This window comes from Corallococcus sp. AS-1-6 (assembly GCF_020037015.1).
GTDB lineage: Bacteria > Myxococcota > Myxococcia > Myxococcales > Myxococcaceae > Corallococcus.
On record NZ_JAIQDE010000002.1, the window covers coordinates 310,841 to 328,271 of the forward strand.

The window sequence follows — 17,431 nt, forward strand, 5'->3', positions numbered from 1 at the left end:
TCGCGGGTGGGGCGCCCGGAGCCAGTCCGGAGCCCGCTCACCCGCGGAGGGTCGATGCGCTGGATTCTAAGCGACTACGCGCGCTGCTGAAAGCCCGCCCCGGCGTCGGGGGCCTGCGTCGACTGGGCGGCGACCGCCTTGTCGCCTTCCTTCAGGTCGGTCGTCACCAGCTCCAGGAGCTCCGTGGCGATGCCGATGACCTGGTGCGGCGTGTAACCGCTTGCGCGCAGTTGGTTGAAGAACGTGCGCGCGAGGATGCGGGTGCCCTTTTGGTCGGTGCTCACGGGAATTGCCTCCGGAATCGGCGCCCACGTCTCCAGGCGCCGCGTCTACGTGGGAATCCGGTCTTCAACCTCCGTGCCAGCCGTTCTCTTCCGAACGGATTCCCCAGCAGTCCTCGGGGGTTGAAGCCTGGAAGTGCACGGCACGGAACGTGGAGAGTGCGAAGGGGGTTACGCACCCGGACGTCCGCTCCGCCTGGAACGCGGTTCCGGGTGCATCACCGGGTACGCACCCACCCCAGGTCGCCCCAAAGGGCCGTCCCGTGTTTTCAAGTGCTTGCATTCCCTCCGGGGGGTGGAGCACATACGCGCCCCCCACCGAGGAGTCAGAACACAATGGCGTACCGGGTGAACAACATCGGGCTGTGGCTGGACGAGCCGGAGGAGCTGCTCGGCCAGCGCGCCGCGGAGAAGCTGGGGGTCACCCGGAGCGACCTCGCCTCCGTGCGGGTGGTGCGCTCCGTGCTGGATGCGCGCAAGAAGGGCAGCCCGCGTTACATCTACACGCTGGAGGTGGAGCTGGCCCCGGGCCGCAAGGCGCCGCGGCTGCCGCCGGACGTGAGCGAGGCCCCGCCCCCGCCGGAGCTGCCGCCGCGCGTGAAGGAGCCGGAGAAGCTGCCGCTCATCATCGGCACCGGACCCGCCGGGTTGTTCTGCGCGCTGGGCCTGCTGGAGCGCGGCGTGCGCAGCATCCTGCTGGAGCGCGGCAAGGAGGTGGTGACGCGCCGCAAGGACGTGGCGAAGCTCATGCGCGACGGGTCGCTCGACCGCGAGAGCAACATGAACTTCGGCGAGGGCGGCGCGGGCGCGTACACGGACGGCAAGCTGTCCACGCGCATCAACCACCCCATGGTGCGCAAGGTGATTGAGGCCTTCGCGAAGTACGGCGCGCCGGATCACATCCTCATCGAGGGCAAGCCGCACATCGGCTCGGACCTGCTGCCCGGCGCGGTGGCGAAGCTGCGCGACGAGCTCATCGCGGGCGGCTGCCAGGTGCACTTCGAGCAGCGCGTGGACGACCTGCTCTACCGCGACGGCCGCGTGGCGGGCGTGAAGATGGCGGACGGGCGCACGCTGGAGAGCGACCGCGTCATCCTGGCGCCGGGCAACTCCGCGCGCGAGCTGTACGAGCGCTTCGCCGCCGACGGCCGGGTGAGCGTGGAGGCCAAGCCCTTCGCGCTGGGCTTCCGCGCGGAGCACCCGCAGTCGCTCATCAACGGCATCCAGTACGGCGCCGCGGCGAAGCACTCCAAGCTGCCGCCCGCGGACTACAAGCTGGCGGAGAACCTGGACGTGGACGGCGAGGTGCGCGGCGTCTACTCGTTCTGCATGTGCCCCGGCGGCATCGTGGTGCCCACGCCCACGGAAGAGGGGCTGCAGTGCACCAACGGCATGAGCAACTCGCGGCGCAACGCGAAGTTCGCCAACGCGGGCATCGTCGTGTCCGTGTCCGTCGCGGACTTCGCGCGCGAGGGCTTCCACGGGCCGCTCGCGGGCCTGGAGTTCCAGCGCTACTGGGAGGGCGAGGCCTACAAGCTGGGCGGAGGCCGCTTCTTCGCGCCCGCGCAGACGATTCCGGACTACCTGGCCGGCCGCGTGAAGAAGGATCCGGGTGACACCAGCTACCGCCCGGGCCTGGCGCACACGGACCTGAACAAGCTCTTCCCGGAGCGGCTGACGCAGTCGCTCAAGGCGGCGCTGCGCACGTTCGACCGGAAGATGAAGGGCTTCATCAGCGACGAAGGGAAGCTCATCGGCATCGAGAGCCGGACGTCCTCGCCGGTGCGCATCACCCGGGGTGACGACCTGCAGTCCGTGTCCATGCGCGGCCTGTACCCCGTGGGCGAGGGCTGCGGCTACGCGGGCGGGATCGTGTCCTCCGCCATTGATGGACTGCGCGCCGCTGAGCAGATTGCGACGGAGCTGGCTTGAGGTCCCCGCCCCCTTCCGGGCAGGGTGGGCCGGGAGGGAGGAGAACCCATGGCGTACCGCGTGCGCACTCCGGATGGTGAGCTGATGTTCCCCACGCTGGGCGACATCGAGCGCGCCTACGTGCAGGGCCTGGTGGACCCGGACGACGAGGTGCGCGAGGACGGCGCGGAGAAGTGGCGCAAGGCGTCCTCGCTGCCCGTCCTGGCCCGGGCGAAGAAGCCCCATGCCCGGGATACGGCCAGACGCGCCCAGACGCTCACGGTGGCGGGCGCGGTGGTGGCGGGCTTGCTCGCGCTGGTGCTGCTCTTCACCGGCACGAACTGGAACATCCGGATGATGGGCATCGCGCTGGCCCTGGTGGTCAGCGGCTTGCTCACCCGGGTGACCTTCAAGGCCTACAAGCGGCCTCCGCCCGTCCTCTGACGACGCTCCCTCCCCTGCCCTCCGGGGCAGCGGCACGGCCCTCGCCGCCAGCAGGCCCCACACGGCCCATGTTTGGTGGAAGGCACCCCGCGGGGTGCCCGCCATCGCGCTGGAGGAGGACCGCACCTTGCTCAGCACCTACCTGTCCCGAGAAGCCGCCCGCAAGCTTCGCCATGGCGCCCCCTGGCTGCGCCGCGAGGACATCGTCTCCATGGAGGGCGAGCCCGAGCCCGGCACGCCCATGCAGCTCAAGGACGAGGACGGACGGGTCCTGGGCGTCGCGGACGTGGACCTCCAGGCCTCGTACGCCGTGCGCCGCCTGGGCCTGCCGGACGAGTCCGTGGAGGGGCTCATCCCCCGCCGCGTGCGCCACGCCTTCGAGCGCCGCGCCCGGCTGGTGGACGACCCGCGCTTCTGCCGCATCGTCAACGACGACGGGGACGGGCTGCCGGGCCTCATCGTGGACCGGTATGATCAGCACTTCGTCGTCCAGACGCTCACCCGCTCCATGGACGCGCGGCAGGAGGAGATCACCCGCACGCTGGGAGAGGTGACGGGGGCGGCCTCCGTGCTCCTGCGCAACGACACGCTCCGCCGGAAGGCGCTGGGCCTGCCCGCGCAGCGCCCGCACGTGATGTACGGCACGCCGCCGCGCTGGTGCCGCCTGCTGGAGATGGGCGCGCGCTTCACCGTGGACCTCACCTACGGCCGGGGCACGGGGTACGCGTACGACCACCGCGAGCTGCGCCGCTTCCTGGGACGCACCGGCAACGGGGACCGCGTCCTGGACGTGGCCTGCAACGTGGGCGGGCTCTTCGTCCACGCGGGGCGCCACGGGGCGAAGCAGATACTGGCGTTCGACGGCAACGCGGACGCGGCGGACCTGGCGCGGGAGAACGCGGAGGCCAACGGGCTGCTCGGCCGGGTGACGGTGGAACAGGGCGAGCCGCTGGCCGTGCTCCGGGCCCTCAAGGACACCTTCGACCTGGTGCTGCTCGACACGCTGGGGGTGGCATCCGAGGAGGACTTCATCGAACAGGTGCGGCTGGCCCTGCGGCGCACCCGCCATGGCGGACGGCTGCTCGTGGTCGGTTATCACCCACCGCTGGCGCTGGGCTCGTTCACGGAGTGCGTGGCCACGGCCTGCGAGCAGGAGGCGCGCATCGCATTCCGGCTGGTACGGATGGGACTGCCGCCAGACCACCCCGCGCCGGTCGGCTCCCCTGGGGCCGAGTACCTGGAGGCGGTGGCGCTCGAGGTGAGCTGAAGCGGGGGGCGTGTTGTTTCGCCCTGGACGGGCCTCCTCGGTGTTAGTGTCCGCGCCGCGATGACTACCGAAAACGAGTCCCAGGCCGCGACCTCTTCCACCCCGGAGGCTTCCGTCGAGACCGTCCGCAAGGTGTACGCGGCGGACCTGCGCGAGAAGGACCAGGTCAACACCGTCTTCCGCGTCACCAAGAAGGAGAAGGTGAACGCGCGCAGCGGCAAGGTGTTCCTGTCGCTGTCCCTGGCCGACAAGAGCGGCACGGTGGACGCGCGCGTGTTCGACAAGGTGGACGCGCTCGAGCCCGTGTTCCAGAACGGTGACTACGTCCTCGTGCAGGGCAGCGTCATCGTCTTCCACGGCCGCACCCAGGTCGTCGTGGAGGCCGTGGAGCGGCTGGATCCGGAGCCGCTCGACCCCAAGGAGTTCGAGCCGCCCCCCGCCCCTCCCGCCGAGACGAAGTCCGAGGCCAAGACCAGCGAAGCGAAGTCCGAGGCCAAGGCCAGCGAAGCGAAGTCTGGCGAAGCGAAGTCCGGCGAAGCGAAGCAGGCCGAGGGCAAGCCCGAGCGCCACGAGGGCGGCGGTGGCCCGCGCGCGGTGGGGCAGATCCGCGAGCTCATCACCGAGCGCGTCAACGACCCCTACGTGAAGCAGTTGCTGCTGGCGTTCCTGGACGACGCGCAGGTGTCCGCGGCGCTGCCGGTGGCTCCTGCGGCCAAGGGCGTGCATCACGCGTGGCGCGGCGGGCTGGCCGAGCACGTCCTGTCGGTGATGCGCCTGACGCTGCGCGTGTCGGACCACTACCCCATGGCAGACCGCGACCTGCTGCTGGCCGGCGCGTTCCTGCACGACGTGATGAAGGGCGGCGACGGGGCGTCCGACAAGGGCTTCGACACCTCCGACGAGGGCCGGCTGGTGGGCCACGCGGTGCTGGCCGCGCAGAAGATCCGCGAGAAGACCGTGGGCATCCCCGGCTTCCCGCCGCTCCTGGAGCAGCACCTGACGCACCTGGCGATCTCCCAGACGGGGCCGTCCGGCGCGCCCGGCGCGAAGGCGCCGGTGACGCTGGAGGCGCAGATCGTCGACACGCTCAGCTCGCTCGACGCGCGCATCTCCTCGTGGGTGGAGGCCATGCAGCGCGATCCGAACGAGCGCTGGACGGACCACCTGCGCGCGTATGAGCGCTCGCTCTGGAAGGGCTTCGTGCCCACCGGCCGCGGCCGGGCTCCGGTGGAGGGTGGCCGGCGCAAGCACCGCGAGGAGAAGCGCAAGGCGCGCGCCGACAAGGGCCCGCCGTCCCAGGCTGGCGAGGGCGCCGCGGCCCCCGTGGCCCAGGAGGCCCGTCCGGAGCGTCCGCCTCGGCCTCCGCGCGAGCCTCGCGCCGAGCGTCCGCCGCGCGAGGACCGGGGTCCCCGCGAGGAGCGCCCCGCCCGTCCGCCCCGCGAGGAGCGTCCGCCGCGCGACCCCAAGAGCCTGCCCGGCGAGCTGACCTTCAAGCCGTTCAGCGCGCTGGCGCCGGCCCCGAAGTCCGGTGGTGAGGGTGGTGGCTCCTCGGAGGGCTGAAGTCCATGGCGAAGCGGCTGGGAGAGCGGTTGATTGAGGCCGGCCTCGTGACGCCGGGGGCCGTGGAGCAGGGTCTGGAGCACCAGAAGATCACCGGCCACAAGCTGGGGGACTGTCTGGTGGAGCTGGGCCTGCTCCAGGAGGCCGCGCTGCTGCGGCTCCTGGCCAACGAGTTCCAGACCCGCTTCGTCACCGCGGACAAGCTGGCCAAGGTCCGCATCGACACGAAGGTGTTGGACAAGCTGCCGGTGCGGCTGGCGGAGGCGCAGAACGTGCTCCCGCTGGCCGTGGATCCGGAGCGCAAGCTGCTCTCGGTGGTGGCCGCCGAGCCGCAGAACAAGTCGCTGCTGGACGAGATCGCCCTCGTCACCGGCATGTCGGAGGTCTACGCGTACATCGGCCTGCGCAGCGCCATCTCCGCGGCCATCCGCAAGCACTACTACGGCGACCCCACGGCGTTCTCCACGCTGCTGGAGGGCCCCTCCGCGAACAACGGCCCCCGCCGTCCGGACACGCCCTCCAACACGCACGTGGGCGCGGAGCCCGGGCGCGGCGGGAGCTCCGCCGGACGCAGCAGCGCCACCAGCCTGAGCATGCGGCTGGAGACGGACGCGCGGATGCGGCTGCAGCGCGGAGGCAGCGGCACCAACGTGGCGCGCGTCTCCACGCAGCGTCGCGAGCCGGGCGGCCCGCGCGGGCTCATCAGCGACACGGACTACGTGGAGACGCTGAGCCTGATGGTGGGCCTGCTGGAGCAGGACCGGCCCCGGCACCGGGGCCACTCCGCGCAGCTCGCGCGGCAGGCGGGCATCGTCGGCCAGCGCATGGGCATGCCGCACAAGGAGCTGGCGGCGCTGTCCATCGCGGCGTACCTGCACGACCTGGGCAAGCCCGCGGAGCGGCACTTCTCGCTGGCGAGCAACGCGGCCAACCCGGAGTGGAAGGCCCAGGCGAAGGCGTGCTGCCGCGCGCCCACGAAGCTCTTCGAGACGGTGCACCTGCCCGCGCAGGTGAACACCATCCTGGCGCAGTTGTACGAGGCCTGGGACGGCTCCGGCACGCCCCAGGGCGCCAAGGGCGAGGACATCACCCTGGGCGCGCGCATCCTGGCGGCGGTGGACAGCTTCCTGGAGCTGACCAAGAACCCGGGCAACGCGCACGGCCGCGTCTTCACCAAGCAGCAGGCGCTGGAGCACCTGAAGAAGCACGCGGGCGTGCTCTACGATCCGGTGGTCGCGGACATCGTCGGGCAGTTGCAGAGCGGCGCGCTGCTGGTGCACCGGCTGGCCAGCGAGGGCCGCCAGGTGCTCATCGCGGAGCCGGACGAGGCCACGCGCGGCGAGCTGCTGGAGGCGGTGCTCAAGCAGGAGCTGGTGGCGCACGCGCTGTCCACGCTGGACGGCGCGCTGGACGGCCTGTCGCGGCAGGACTGCGACGTGCTGGTGGTGAGCCTGCGCCTGGGCCAGCAGGAGGTGATGGACCTGCTGGAGGCCGTGCGCTCCACGCCGGAGAGCGCGGGCCTGCCCATCGCCGTGGTGGGCGAACCGGATGCGCAGGCGCGCGAGCGGCTGCTCATGGCGGGCGCGACGGCGGTGCTCTCCCCCAGCGACAAGGCGGAGGTGGCGCGCACGGTGCTGACCCTCTTCCAGGACCGCGTGCAGCACAACGGCCCGGGCCGGGTGGTGCGCGGCAGCTTCGACGAACTGCCCCCGAAGGAGCTGCTCCGCACGCTGGGCGGCGGCAAGAAGAGCGGGAAGCTCCAGTTGCGCAGCCACACGCTGGAGGGCTCGCTGCACCTGGAGCGCGGCCGCGTGGTGCACGCGGCGTTCGGCGGCCACGCGGGGGAACCCGCGCTGCAGGCCCTGCTGAAGCTGAAGCAGGCGGACTTCGTCTACGACCCGGACGCGCTGCTCCTGGACATGCCGCAGTTGGACCAGGACCTGGAGGCCCTGGCCAACGCGCTCACCCCAGCGTGAGGTTGAAGAGGCGGGCCGCGTTCGCCGTGGTGACGCGGGCCACCTCCTCCAGCGACACGCCCTTCAGCTCCGCGACCTTCTTCGCCGTCTCCAGCACGTGCGCGGGCTCGTTCTTGCGGCCGCGGTGGGGCACCGGCGCGAGGTAGGGGCTGTCCGTCTCCACCATCAGGCGCTCCAGCGGCGCGAAGCGCACGGCGTCCTGGAGGGCCTCCGTCTTCTTGTAGGTGACGACGCCGGACAGCGACAGGAAGAAGCCCCGGTCCAGGTACTTGCGGGCCGCGGCCGTGTCGCCGGTGAAGCAGTGGATGACGCCGCTCGTGACGTCCTCGGCCGCCAGGGCCGCGTCGCAGTCGTCATGCGCGTCGCGCACGTGCACCACCAGCGGCTTGGCCAGGCGCTTCGCGAGCGCGCACTGGCGCCGGAAGACGGTGGCTTGAACCTCGCGCGGCGAGTGGTCGTAGTAGTAGTCCAGCCCGGCCTCGCCCACGGCGCGCAGCTCCGGGCGGGCGCAGGTGCGCTCCAGCATCTCGAAGTCCGCTTCGGTGGCGCGGGCGGCCTCGTGCGGGTGGATGCCCAGCGTGGGCGACAGGAAGTCCGGGTGCCGGGCGGCGACCTCCAGCGCGTGGCCCCAGTCACCGGGGCCGTGGAACTGCCCCACCAGCACCGCGTGCACCAGCCCCGCGGCGCGGGCGCGCTCCAGCACCGGCGCCACGTCCGCGTAGTCCTTCGGCTCCAGGTGGCAGTGCGCATCAACCAGTCTCATGGCTTCTCCTGAAACAGCTCTTCCAGCTCCGTCCGCGCCTCTTCCGAGGCGAAGGTGGGCACGGCGGCGCGCAGGCGCTCCACGCCCTCCGCCACGCCCAGGCGCCACACGCCGTCCGCCGCGTCCAGCCGGTCATCCTCCGGCGCGCTCCGGTCCTCCAGCACCGCGAGCAGCCAGGGCAGCGCCCGCGCATCCCCCAGCCGGCCCAGCCCGCGCGCGGCGGCGCCACGGCACGGGTCCTTCGCGTCCGCGAGGATGTCCTTCAACCGCTCCAGCGCGCCCGGGACCTTCAGCTCCCCGCACAGCTCCACCGCGAGCGCCCGGTCCGCGCTCCACTTCTTGCGCGTGCGCTGCATCAGCCAGTCCGCGCCCTCCGGGTCGCCCAGCTTCAGCAGCACGCCCGCGGCCTGCGTCTTGTCGAACGCGGGCAGCAGCCACTTGCCGAAGAGGCGCTTCACCGCCGGCAGCGCCCGCGGGTCCTCCAGCTCCGCCAGCGCGCCCAGCGCCCGGAAGCGCAGCGTGTCCACGTCCAGCGCGGCCACGAGTACGTCCAGGCCGGCGGGGTGCTTGAGGGCGGCGATGCCTCGCGCGGCCTCGAAGCGGACCTCGGGCGTGGGGTCCTCCAGCATGCCGGCCAGGGCGCCGCGCGCGTGCGGCAGCGCCAGGTCCGCGAGCCGTCCGGTGGCCTCCAGCCGCACGCGGGTGTCCTCGTCGCGCAAGCGCGGCAGGAGCATGTCCGGGAGCTGCTCCGGCGGCAGGATGACGGACGCCAGGCTCACGCCCGAGCGGCGCACCTCCGGCTGCGCGTCCGCGAGCAGCCGCACGAGCACGTCCGTGAACTCCGCCGCGTGCGCGGGCTCCTCCGACGCCAGTTGGAACAACAGGTCCGCCGCCTCGGCCCGGCTCGCCGGCCGCTTCTCGCGCTCCAGGGTCAACAGGGCGCGGTCCCGCTCGGCACGCCAGTCCGCCACGTCTCGTCACCTCTCTGGCGCCCGGGCCTTCCCATGCCCGGTACGTCCTTGGAGTTCCTGCCGCTCCACCCGAAGCTGAAACCACCTCCGCGGCGCGTGGATTCAGGGCGGGAGGGCCTTCTGGACGACGCCCTCCCCTGCTCCGACCCGCACCGGAAGCGACCGCCCGCGCTACTTCACGTCGGCGCCGGGCGGCACGTCGCCCGGATCCAGCAGGGACAGGTCCTTGCCGCCCGAGCCCGCCGTCAGCAGCATGCCGCGCGACTCGATGCCCTTGAGCTTGCGCGGCTTCAGGTTCGCCACCACCACCACGCGCCGGCCCGCCACCGCCTCCGGCGCGTACGCCTCCGCGATGCCGGACACGATGGTGCGCGGCGTGCCCTCGCCCAGGTCCACGTCCAGCTTGAGCAGCTTGTCCGCGCCCATCACCTTCTCCGCGGCCACGATGCGCCCCGCCTTCAGCACCACCTTGGCGAAGTCCGCGTACTCGATGTCGGCCGCGGGCGCGCCTTCCGCCGGCCCCGCGCCAGGGGACGCCTGCGGGGTGGGCGCCGCTTCGGGAGTCTTCACTTCCACGGGCTTCTTCTCCGTCTTCTTGTCCTTGCCGCCTGCCTTCGCGGGCTCGGCGGCCGGCGTCCCCGCGGGGACCTTGATGATGGCGTTGACGCGCTCCTCCTCCAGCCGGGGCAGCAGCGGCTCCGGCGTGCCCAGCGGACGGGTGCGGTCGAGCAGCGGGTACTTCGCGGTGGCGAGCGCCTGGAACGTCAGCGGCTCCGCCCCCAACTGCGCGAACAGCTTCTCCGACACGCGCGGCGTCACCGGCGCCAGGAGCGCGCCCAGCAGGTACGCCACGTCCGCCGCGTCCGACAGGTCCGCGCGCGCGGCCTCCGCGTCCTTCTTCACCAGCGCCCACGGCGCCGCCGTCTGCAGGAACGCGTTCGCCGTGGAGGCGATCTCCGTGATGATCCGGATGGCGTTGCGGTACTCCAGCTTCTCGAACGCCTCGCGCACCTCCGGCACGCGCGCCAGCGCGTCCTCCACCAGCTTGCGCCCCGCCCCTTCCGCGCGGCCCGGCGCGAGCTTCTTCTCCAGCGGCCCGGCCAGGAGCGACAGCGCGCGGTTGGCCAGGTTGCCCACGTTGTTGACGAGCTCGCCGTTCACCCGCAGGCGGAAGTCCTTCAGGTTGAGGTCCAGGTCCTCCACGCCCGCGCCCAGGTTGGCCGCGTAGAAGTAGCGCAGGTAGCTGGGGTCCAGCAGGTCCAGGTAGTCGCGCGCGGCCACCATGGTGCCGCGGCTCTTGCTCATCTTCTCCCCGTTCACGGTCAGGTGCCCGTGCACCTTGATCTCGTTGGGGATGTGGAACCCCGCGACGTTCAGCACCGCGGGCCAGAACAGCGCGTGGAAGTAGACGATGTCCTTGCCGATGAAGTGGATGATGCGCGTGGGCGCGTCCTTGCCCCAGTACGCGAGCGCGTCCGGAGCGCGGCCCGACTCCTTGGCCCACTTCTCCGTCGTGGCGATGTACCCGATGGGCGCGTCCAGCCAGACGTAGAAGAACTTGTCCGTCTCACCCGGGATCGCGAAGCCGAAGTACGGCCCGTCGCGGCTGATGTCCCAGTCCGCCAGGCCCTTCTCGAAGAAGCCCTGGAGCTGGGCGGCCAGGCCCGGGTGGATGAAGCCGGGGCGCTTGAGCACTTCCTGGAGGAAGTCCGCGTGCCGCGACAGCTTGAAGAACAGGTGCACGGAGTTGCGGCGCACCGGCGGAGTGCCACACAGCGCGCACTTCGGATCGATGAGGTCCGTGGGGTTGTACGTCTTGCCGCACTTCTCGCAGGCGTCGCCGTACTGATCCGTGGACCGGCAGTTGGGACAGGTGCCCCGGATGAAGCGGTCCGGCAGGAAGCGCTTGTCCTTCTCGCAGTAGGTCTGCTCGATGTCGCGGCGGTCGATGTCGCCCGCGTCCTTCAAGCGCCCGTAGATGAGCTCCGCGTAGTGGCGGTTCTCCGGCGAGTTGGTGGAGTGGAAGTAGTCGAAGCGGATGTCGAAGTCGCGGAAGTCGCGCTGGTGCTCGTCGTGGAAGCGCGCGACGAACTGCTCCGGCGGGATGCCCTGCTTCGCGGCGTTGATTTCGATGGGCGTGCCGTGCGTGTCGTCCGCGCAGAAATAGACGACGTCCTGGCCGCACGAGCGCAGGAAGCGGACGTAGATGTCCGTCTGGATGTACTCGACGGCGTGGCCGAGGTGGACGGCGCCGTTCGCGTACGGAAGGGCGCTGGTGACGAGGATTCTCTCCGCCATGGACTCTCCTGAGGGCGGCGGACCATAGCCGCTCGGGGAAACGAGGTCATCGCCAACATGCAGGCCGGACGCTGCATGGCGCGAAGGGGGATGTTATCGAGCGGACGCCATGTGCACCGTCCTCATCCTCCGTAACGCCCATCCCGAGTGGCCGCTGGTCCTCGCCGCCAACCGGGATGAGCTCTACGCGCGTCCGGCCCACGGGCCCAGGGTCCTCTCCGAGTCCCCCCGCGTGGTGGGCGGCCAGGACGTGGAGCGGGGCGGCACGTGGATGGGGGTCACCCACGAGGGAGTCATCGTCGCCCTGACGAACCAGCGCGGCGCCCGGAGCCTGGGCCTGGCCCCCCGCTCCCGGGGCGAGGTGGTGCTGCGCGCCCTCCAGGCCGGGTCGGTGGACACCATCGAGCGCTACCTCGGCACCCTGCCCGCCCCGGAGTTCCTGCCCTTCAACCTGCTCTACGGGGACGCGAGCACCCTGCGGGTGGCCTACGCGCGCCCGGGCCACGAGCACCTGCTGCACGAGGACGTCCCGGACGGCGTGCACGTGCTCCCCAATGACAGCCTGGACAACCTGGCCCTCCCCAAGGTCCGGCGGGCGCATGCCCTGGCGGAGGGCGCGGCGAAGGGCCCGTGGCCGGAGCTGGTGACGGGGCTCCAGGCGGCCCTGGCCGACCATGCCCTGCCGCCCCGCGAAGCCGCGACGGGGCCGCTCGCGGAGAACGACCTGCCCGCGGACCTCCTCCAGCAGCTCCAGGCGCTGTGCATCCACACGGAGGGCTACGGGACGCGCTCGTCCGCCATCGTCGCGCTGGGGCCCGGCCACGTGGGGCACTACCTGGCCACGGACAGCGCGCCCTGCCAGGGCGGGTGGCGGGACGTGACGGGGCTGCTCACGGCGCCCTGAGCGGCTGGTTCTCAGTCCAGCCGCGCCCGCATCACCGCGTCGCGGCCCGCGTCGTAGGTCGCTTCGAAGGCAGGCCCGCGTCCGGTGAAGGCCTCCACCGGGGGCATGGCCACGTCCACGCGGACCTCCCGCACGTCGCAGCCCAGGTCCGGGCGGTAGAAGGCCGGCTCGCCGGTGACGTTGATGGCGATGAGCCGCGCGCCCGGGAACAACTGACACGCGTCATGGACGGGCGTCGCGGACACGCGGTCCGCGCCCGGGTCGATGCGCTCCAGCGTCGCGTCCTTGAACAGGAGCGGGTTGGCGGCGCTCGCGGCGACGGCCTCCGCCAGCGGGCCGCGCGTGACGGTCACCAGCCGGATGCCGCCCGCGAAGGGCTCCTGGTGGAAGGTGGCGAAGGGCACGGGGAGCTCCTCCACGCGCGCGCCCGCGTAGAAGGAATCCAGCACCTGGGTGAAGCGCTCATGGCTCAAGGGAGGCACCGTCGCCGCGCCCCCCGCCGCGCCCAGCGCGCCCGCCGCCACCGCCGGTCCCAGCGCACCGCCCGACACCAGCACCGCGAACAGGCCCACCGCCGCGCCCACCGCGCCGCGCTTCGCGGCGGCCTTGCGCGTCTCGTCTTCATAGGCGGTGAAGAAGGAGTGGTAGCGCTGGCGCAGGTTGGCGCCGGGCGCGGACGCGTAGAGGCCGCCCACCACCGCGCCCATGCTGTTGCCCACCACGCAGTCGATGGGCACGCCCCGGGCCACCAGCGCATCCAGCGCGCCCACGTGCGCGAGCCCCTTGGTGCCTCCCACCGACAGCACCACGCAGGTGCGCGAGGCGCGCGTGTCCCGGTGACACGACAGGGCTCCCGAAGCCACCACCACCGTCAGCCACACCAGGCCCAAGCGCCGCATGCGTCCTCCTGCTCGCGAAGTCGGGCCACCCTACCCCGTGGCGCCACTCCCCCAAAACACGACCGCCCCCGGGACAGGAGCCCCGGAGGCGGAAGGTGACCTTCACGAGGCCCGGCGTGGACTCACGCCGGACCCGCGCGAGGGACTAGTACGTGGCCTTGAGGGACACGCTGCTGTACGCCGAGTAGCCGCGCAGCATGATGTACATCTTGCCCGACGCGGTCTTCGCCGCCGCGCTGCACGTCTCGTTGTTGCCGGACAGGTACGGACGGCAGTCGTACGAGGTCGTCGTCGGGGCGGAGCCGAACTTGATGTACATGTCCGCGTCGCCCGTGCCGCCGCTCATGACGTACGTGGACGCCTTGGAGGCCGGCAGGTCGATGCAGTAGTAGTTCTGCGAGCCGGAGGCGCCGGACAGGCCCGTCTTCGCCACGCCGTTGGTCAGCGCGGTGCAGGTGATGGGGACGCCCACGCCCACCGCTTCCCAGGCCGCCTTCACGGAAGCCTGCGTGGCGGCGTCGTAGCCCAGGGCCGCGGCGGCCTGGATGGTCCACGTCTTCGCCTGCTCGTAGGTGGTGCTGGCCGTGTAGAGGTTGGCGTTGGCGTAGTACCAGATCTGCGCCGCCTTCTGGACGCCGATGCCCGTCACGACGATGGAGCTGCGGCCGCGCGGGTGCGTGCCGCCCTTGGCGAGCAGCGCGAACGCCAGGTTCGGGACGCCGGAGGTGTAGTGCACGTCCTGGCCGCTGTAGTTCGGCGCCCAGTCGATGGACGCGCCGTCCTTCGCCGGGTCGTCCATGTAGCGGAGCGCGTCACCGGCCGTGGCGGGGGTCCACACGTCCTCGCCCACCTTCCAGATGTCCGCCCCGGTGCTCCACGTGCCGGACTTCCAGCTCTCGCAGATGGCGCCGAAGGTGTCGGACATGGCCTCGTTGAGGCCGCCGGACTGGCCGGAGTACGTGAGGTTGGACTCGTTCTCCGTCACCGCGTGGGTCAGCTCGTGGACGGTGACGTCCGCGTCCTTGCCCAGCTCGATGGAGTTCACGCCGTCGCCGTCGCCGTACACCATCTGGGTGCCGTCCCAGTAGGCGTTCACGTAGTTCTTGCTGTAGTGAACCGTGCTGATCAGCGTCTGGCCCGCGTTGTTCAGCGAGTCGCGGTTGAAGTTCGTCTTGTAGCAGTCGTAGGTGTAGCCCAGCATGTCGTAGTTCATGTCGACATGGGAGTCACCGATGGCCGCCTGGCCCTCGCTGCGCTTGAGCGTGCCCGGGGTGGTGGTGCCGTTGTTCGCGCTGTAGAGCTTGCGGTTGAGCGCGGTGTGGATCTCCGGAACGCGCAGCAGCGTGGCGCCGTTGAGCGCGTCCACGTAGACGCGGTCGCGCAGCGGCATCTGGGCCGTCTCACCGGTGACCTTCACCTCGTAGGCCAGGCGCAGCCGGCCGTCCTGCTCGGACTTCACGTACACCAGGCGCGCGCCCTCCGCGGCCAGGCCCGTGCCCTTCGTGTCGCGCAGCGCCGCCGTCTGGGCCGCCTCCGCGGCGACCAGCGGACGCGCGGACACCGTGCCACCGGCGCGGGCGGAGCCGTTCGCGCCGAAGATGGCGCCCGAGCGGTCCACGTGCACCACCAGCTCCTCGCCCACCACCGGCAGACCGTTCATCGTCTGCGCGTAGCGGATGTGCGAGACGCCCTGGTCGTCCACGCTGATGCGGCGGACCTGCAGGTCGTTCGCGTTCAGGCGGAACAGCGACGCGATGGAAGGCAGCGACCCGGCGATGGCCGTGTGCACGTCCGCGGCCGCGAAGCCCGTCAGCGGGCGGTCCGCCTGGCCCAGGCGGCCCTGGATGGTGTGCGGCGTCCCATCCGCGTTGGTGCCGACAATCTGCGCGCCCGGGATGACGCTCAGCGCGTTCTGCACTTCGGCGACGTCGTCCGGCTTCTGCTGCTCATTCTGCGTGTTGGCGTCCGTGTCCCCGACACCACAAGCCATCAGGGGAAACGCCAGCAGGGCTGAAACGAAACGGGTGCGAACCAAGGTACTGCCTCCTGCCCGGCGCAAAGGGGGTGGTCGCCGGGCAGCGCTCCCTTCAGCATTCTTCAGGCCAACTCATTAAGTCCGCGAAATGCTTCGGAGTACGGGAAGGCACTGAAAAACGGCTGGCACATCCGCGCCCAGTAAATCTTCTGTAATGTGGAAGCATTCGTTACACCCCCGGCGCAACCCCCCGGACTTGCTCGGGATTCAGGGGCGAGCGGGCGGCTGTCCTGAACCATGACAGCGCACGCGGGGTGCGTCCTCTATTCGGACAATCCCAGGCTGACGGCTTTTTCTTGCTACGCAAAGCAACGCCGCGAATTCGCGCGGTGTGCGTCAGCGCCACACGCCGAGCAGCACCCGCGCGCGTCCGTCCATGGGGAGCGCGGCCTCTTCCACCGTGGTGAAGCCGGCGTCGCGGGCCACGTCGGCCAGGTGCCGCATCCACGGCTTGTAGGGCATCCCGTTGTCGGAGCAGCACGGGACGACGGCGAAGCCCAGCCCGTGGCGTGCGGCGTACTCGATGATGATCCGCGTGGCGCCGTCCGGGTGCATGCCCACGACGAGCTCCGCCTCGCAGGGCTCCTCCAGCGTGAAGAGCCGCTGCGCGTACTTCACGGGCAGGTGCTTGTGGCGCAGGTCGAAGGTGGTGACGGTGCGCCCGCGCTGGGTGAGGGACTCGTTCAATTTCCCCATGCCGCCGGCGATGTCATAGACGCGCAGGGCCTGGGGGAAGCGCGTGACGAGCAGGTCCGCGAAGAGGTCGAAGCGTCGCTTGTCCGCCATGGCGGCTCCTTCAGCCCGGGCCCCTTCAGGCGCGGGTGCACACCGTCCACAACAGCCGCTCGATGACGAGCTTCCCGCTGGCGGAGGACTTCAGGGCCAGGTCCGCGTCCGCGCACGCCACCAGGGCGTTGAGCAGCTCGCGGCGCTCGTAGCGGGCAGCGGCCTGCATGCCGAACGCGAGCGCCCACGCGTTGGGCGTCTTGCGCTTGGAGGCCTTCAGCTCGGCCTCCAGCTTGGGGAGGATGCGCGCCTCCACGTCGCGGCCGGTGCGCGGTGGCTGGCCGCCCGCGTACTTCTCCAGCCAGGCGTGGTTCTCCAACAGCGAGCGGACGATGGACGCCACCGCGCCCAGGAGCTGCAGCGCGTGCGTGCCCTGTCCCATCGCGTCCTCGGCGTAGGAGAGCGCGTCGCGCAGCTCGCGCTTCTGCAGCGCCTCCGTCAGCTCGAAGAACTCCTCCTCGCGCGCGTGGTGCACCAGCAGCGCCACGTGCTGCGCTTCGATGGTGGGCCCCTCCGCGTAGACGGCCAGCTTCTCCAGCTCCGACTGGAGCAGCCGGATGTTGCCGCCGATGCGCTCCTTCAGGCCCTCCAGCGCGCCGGGCCCCAGCTTCTTCCTGAAGGGGGCGAGGAACTCCCTGGAGATTTCACTGAGGTCCAGGTCCTTGTGGCGCGCGGCCACCTTGCGCTCGAAGAGCCGGCCCTTGTCCTGCGCGAACTTGAGCAGCGGGCTGCGCGAGTCCACGTCCGTGGCCGCGAGCACCAGCGCGTGCCCCGGCGGCACGCCCTTCTGGAGCAGCTCCAGGAGCGCGGACGCGTCCCCTTCCGGGGCGCTGATGCGCTCGTCGCGGCAGAAGGCCGCCGCCTCCTGGAGGAAGGCGAGGTCCGCCTCCGCCAGGTCCACGTTGAGCTCTTCCTTCCACTGCTCCACCGTGGGCGCGCCGGGCACGCGGGGGTCCAACTGGTCCACGCCCCAGCCCGCGCGGCCCGCGAGCGCCAGCAGCCGCCGGGCGCCCTCCTTGCGCTTGCCCGCCTTCCACGCGTCGCGCGCCTTGGCCAGCGCGTCGCCCTTGCCCTTCTTGGGCGCGAGGAACTCCGGGTCGCGCACCAGCACCACCTTGCGCCCGGGGAACAGCGGCAGCGTGGCCAGCTCCTGCGCCACCTCGCGCGGGGAGGCCGCGTCCAGCACCGCGAGGTTCAGCCCCATGGCGGCGTCCGGCACCAGCGTCTTCACCAGCTCGTCGGCGCCCTTCCTGACCAGGAACTCCTCGCCCCACAGGAGGTACAGCGGCCACACCTTGCCGCCCTTCACCTCCGCCAGCACCTCGTCCATGTCCGC

General features: G+C 71.4%; 14 protein-coding genes. 6 read left to right on the forward strand and 8 right to left on the reverse strand.

Features of this window, described 5'->3' with window-relative positions; translation table 11 throughout:
• Positions 1-74 precede the first annotated feature (74 nt).
• Positions 75-284 carry a hypothetical protein gene (locus tag K8612_RS04085; RefSeq protein ID WP_223742364.1) on the reverse strand — a complete coding sequence of 70 codons (210 nt, stop codon included), beginning with the start codon at positions 282-284 and terminating at the stop codon, positions 75-77.
• A 333-nt stretch (positions 285-617) separates the two neighbouring features.
• Here K8612_RS04085 and K8612_RS04090 point away from each other — a divergent pair, with 333 nt between their 5' ends.
• From K8612_RS04090 to K8612_RS04110, 5 genes are all read left to right on the forward strand, one after another.
• Positions 618-2,213, forward strand: coding sequence for an NAD(P)/FAD-dependent oxidoreductase (locus tag K8612_RS04090; RefSeq protein WP_223761324.1), 1,596 nt, complete (start codon positions 618-620; stop codon positions 2,211-2,213).
• 48 nt (positions 2,214-2,261) lie between these two features.
• A complete protein-coding gene (locus tag K8612_RS04095; protein ID WP_223761325.1) occupies positions 2,262-2,636 on the forward strand; it encodes a hypothetical protein in 375 nt (124 codons plus the stop codon).
• A 127-nt stretch (positions 2,637-2,763) separates the two neighbouring features.
• The gene (locus K8612_RS04100) at positions 2,764-3,903 is read left to right on the forward strand and encodes a methyltransferase domain-containing protein (protein ID WP_223761470.1); all 1,140 of its coding nucleotides are present in this window, start codon (positions 2,764-2,766) and stop codon (positions 3,901-3,903) included.
• A 60-nt stretch (positions 3,904-3,963) separates the two neighbouring features.
• Positions 3,964-5,463 (forward strand): HD domain-containing protein, encoded by a 1,500-nt coding sequence (locus K8612_RS04105; RefSeq protein WP_223761326.1) that lies wholly within the window; start codon positions 3,964-3,966, stop codon positions 5,461-5,463.
• Positions 5,464-5,468: 5 nt separating this feature from the next.
• On the forward strand, positions 5,469-7,439 hold the full coding sequence (locus K8612_RS04110) for an HD domain-containing phosphohydrolase (protein ID WP_223742360.1): 1,971 nt from the start codon (positions 5,469-5,471) through the stop codon (positions 7,437-7,439).
• Here the strand turns inward: K8612_RS04110 and K8612_RS04115 are convergent.
• The 3 genes from K8612_RS04115 to metG form a co-directional block, all read right to left on the reverse strand.
• Complete coding sequence (locus K8612_RS04115) at positions 7,426-8,202, reverse strand: TatD family hydrolase (RefSeq protein WP_223742359.1); 777 nt, start codon at positions 8,200-8,202, stop codon at positions 7,426-7,428. The genes K8612_RS04110 and K8612_RS04115 overlap by 14 nt on opposite strands.
• Positions 8,199-9,173, reverse strand: coding sequence for a HEAT repeat domain-containing protein (locus tag K8612_RS04120; RefSeq protein ID WP_223742358.1), 975 nt, complete (start codon positions 9,171-9,173; stop codon positions 8,199-8,201). Before K8612_RS04120 ends, K8612_RS04115 begins: the two co-directional genes overlap by 4 nt.
• 171 nt (positions 9,174-9,344) lie before the next feature.
• Positions 9,345-11,471, reverse strand: a complete 2,127-nt coding sequence (gene metG, locus K8612_RS04125) for a methionine--tRNA ligase (RefSeq protein ID WP_223761327.1) — start codon at positions 11,469-11,471, stop codon at positions 9,345-9,347.
• Between the two features lie 109 nt (positions 11,472-11,580).
• Between metG and K8612_RS04130 the strand changes: the two genes are divergently transcribed.
• On the forward strand, positions 11,581-12,375 hold the full coding sequence (locus K8612_RS04130) for an NRDE family protein (RefSeq protein ID WP_223761328.1): 795 nt from the start codon (positions 11,581-11,583) through the stop codon (positions 12,373-12,375).
• 11 nt (positions 12,376-12,386) lie between these two features.
• On the opposite strand, the gene K8612_RS04135 is transcribed toward K8612_RS04130, so the two are convergent.
• The 4 genes from K8612_RS04135 to holA all read right to left on the reverse strand — a co-directional run bounded on the left by K8612_RS04135 (position 12,387) and on the right by holA (position 17,425).
• Complete coding sequence (locus tag K8612_RS04135) at positions 12,387-13,274, reverse strand: patatin-like phospholipase family protein (RefSeq protein WP_223761329.1); 888 nt, start codon at positions 13,272-13,274, stop codon at positions 12,387-12,389.
• A gap of 145 nt (positions 13,275-13,419) precedes the next feature.
• Positions 13,420-15,309: a M4 family metallopeptidase gene (locus K8612_RS04140; RefSeq protein WP_223761330.1), complete on the reverse strand. Its 1,890-nt coding sequence runs from the start codon at positions 15,307-15,309 to the stop codon at positions 13,420-13,422.
• Between the two features lie 336 nt (positions 15,310-15,645).
• The gene (locus tag K8612_RS04145) at positions 15,646-16,095 is read right to left on the reverse strand and encodes a hypothetical protein (RefSeq protein WP_014398053.1); all 450 of its coding nucleotides are present in this window, start codon (positions 16,093-16,095) and stop codon (positions 15,646-15,648) included.
• Positions 16,096-16,120: 25 nt separating this feature from the next.
• Positions 16,121-17,425 carry a DNA polymerase III subunit delta gene (gene holA, locus K8612_RS04150; protein ID WP_255671380.1) on the reverse strand — a complete coding sequence of 435 codons (1,305 nt, stop codon included), beginning with the start codon at positions 17,423-17,425 and terminating at the stop codon, positions 16,121-16,123.
• Between the last annotated feature and the right edge of the window lie 6 nt (positions 17,426-17,431).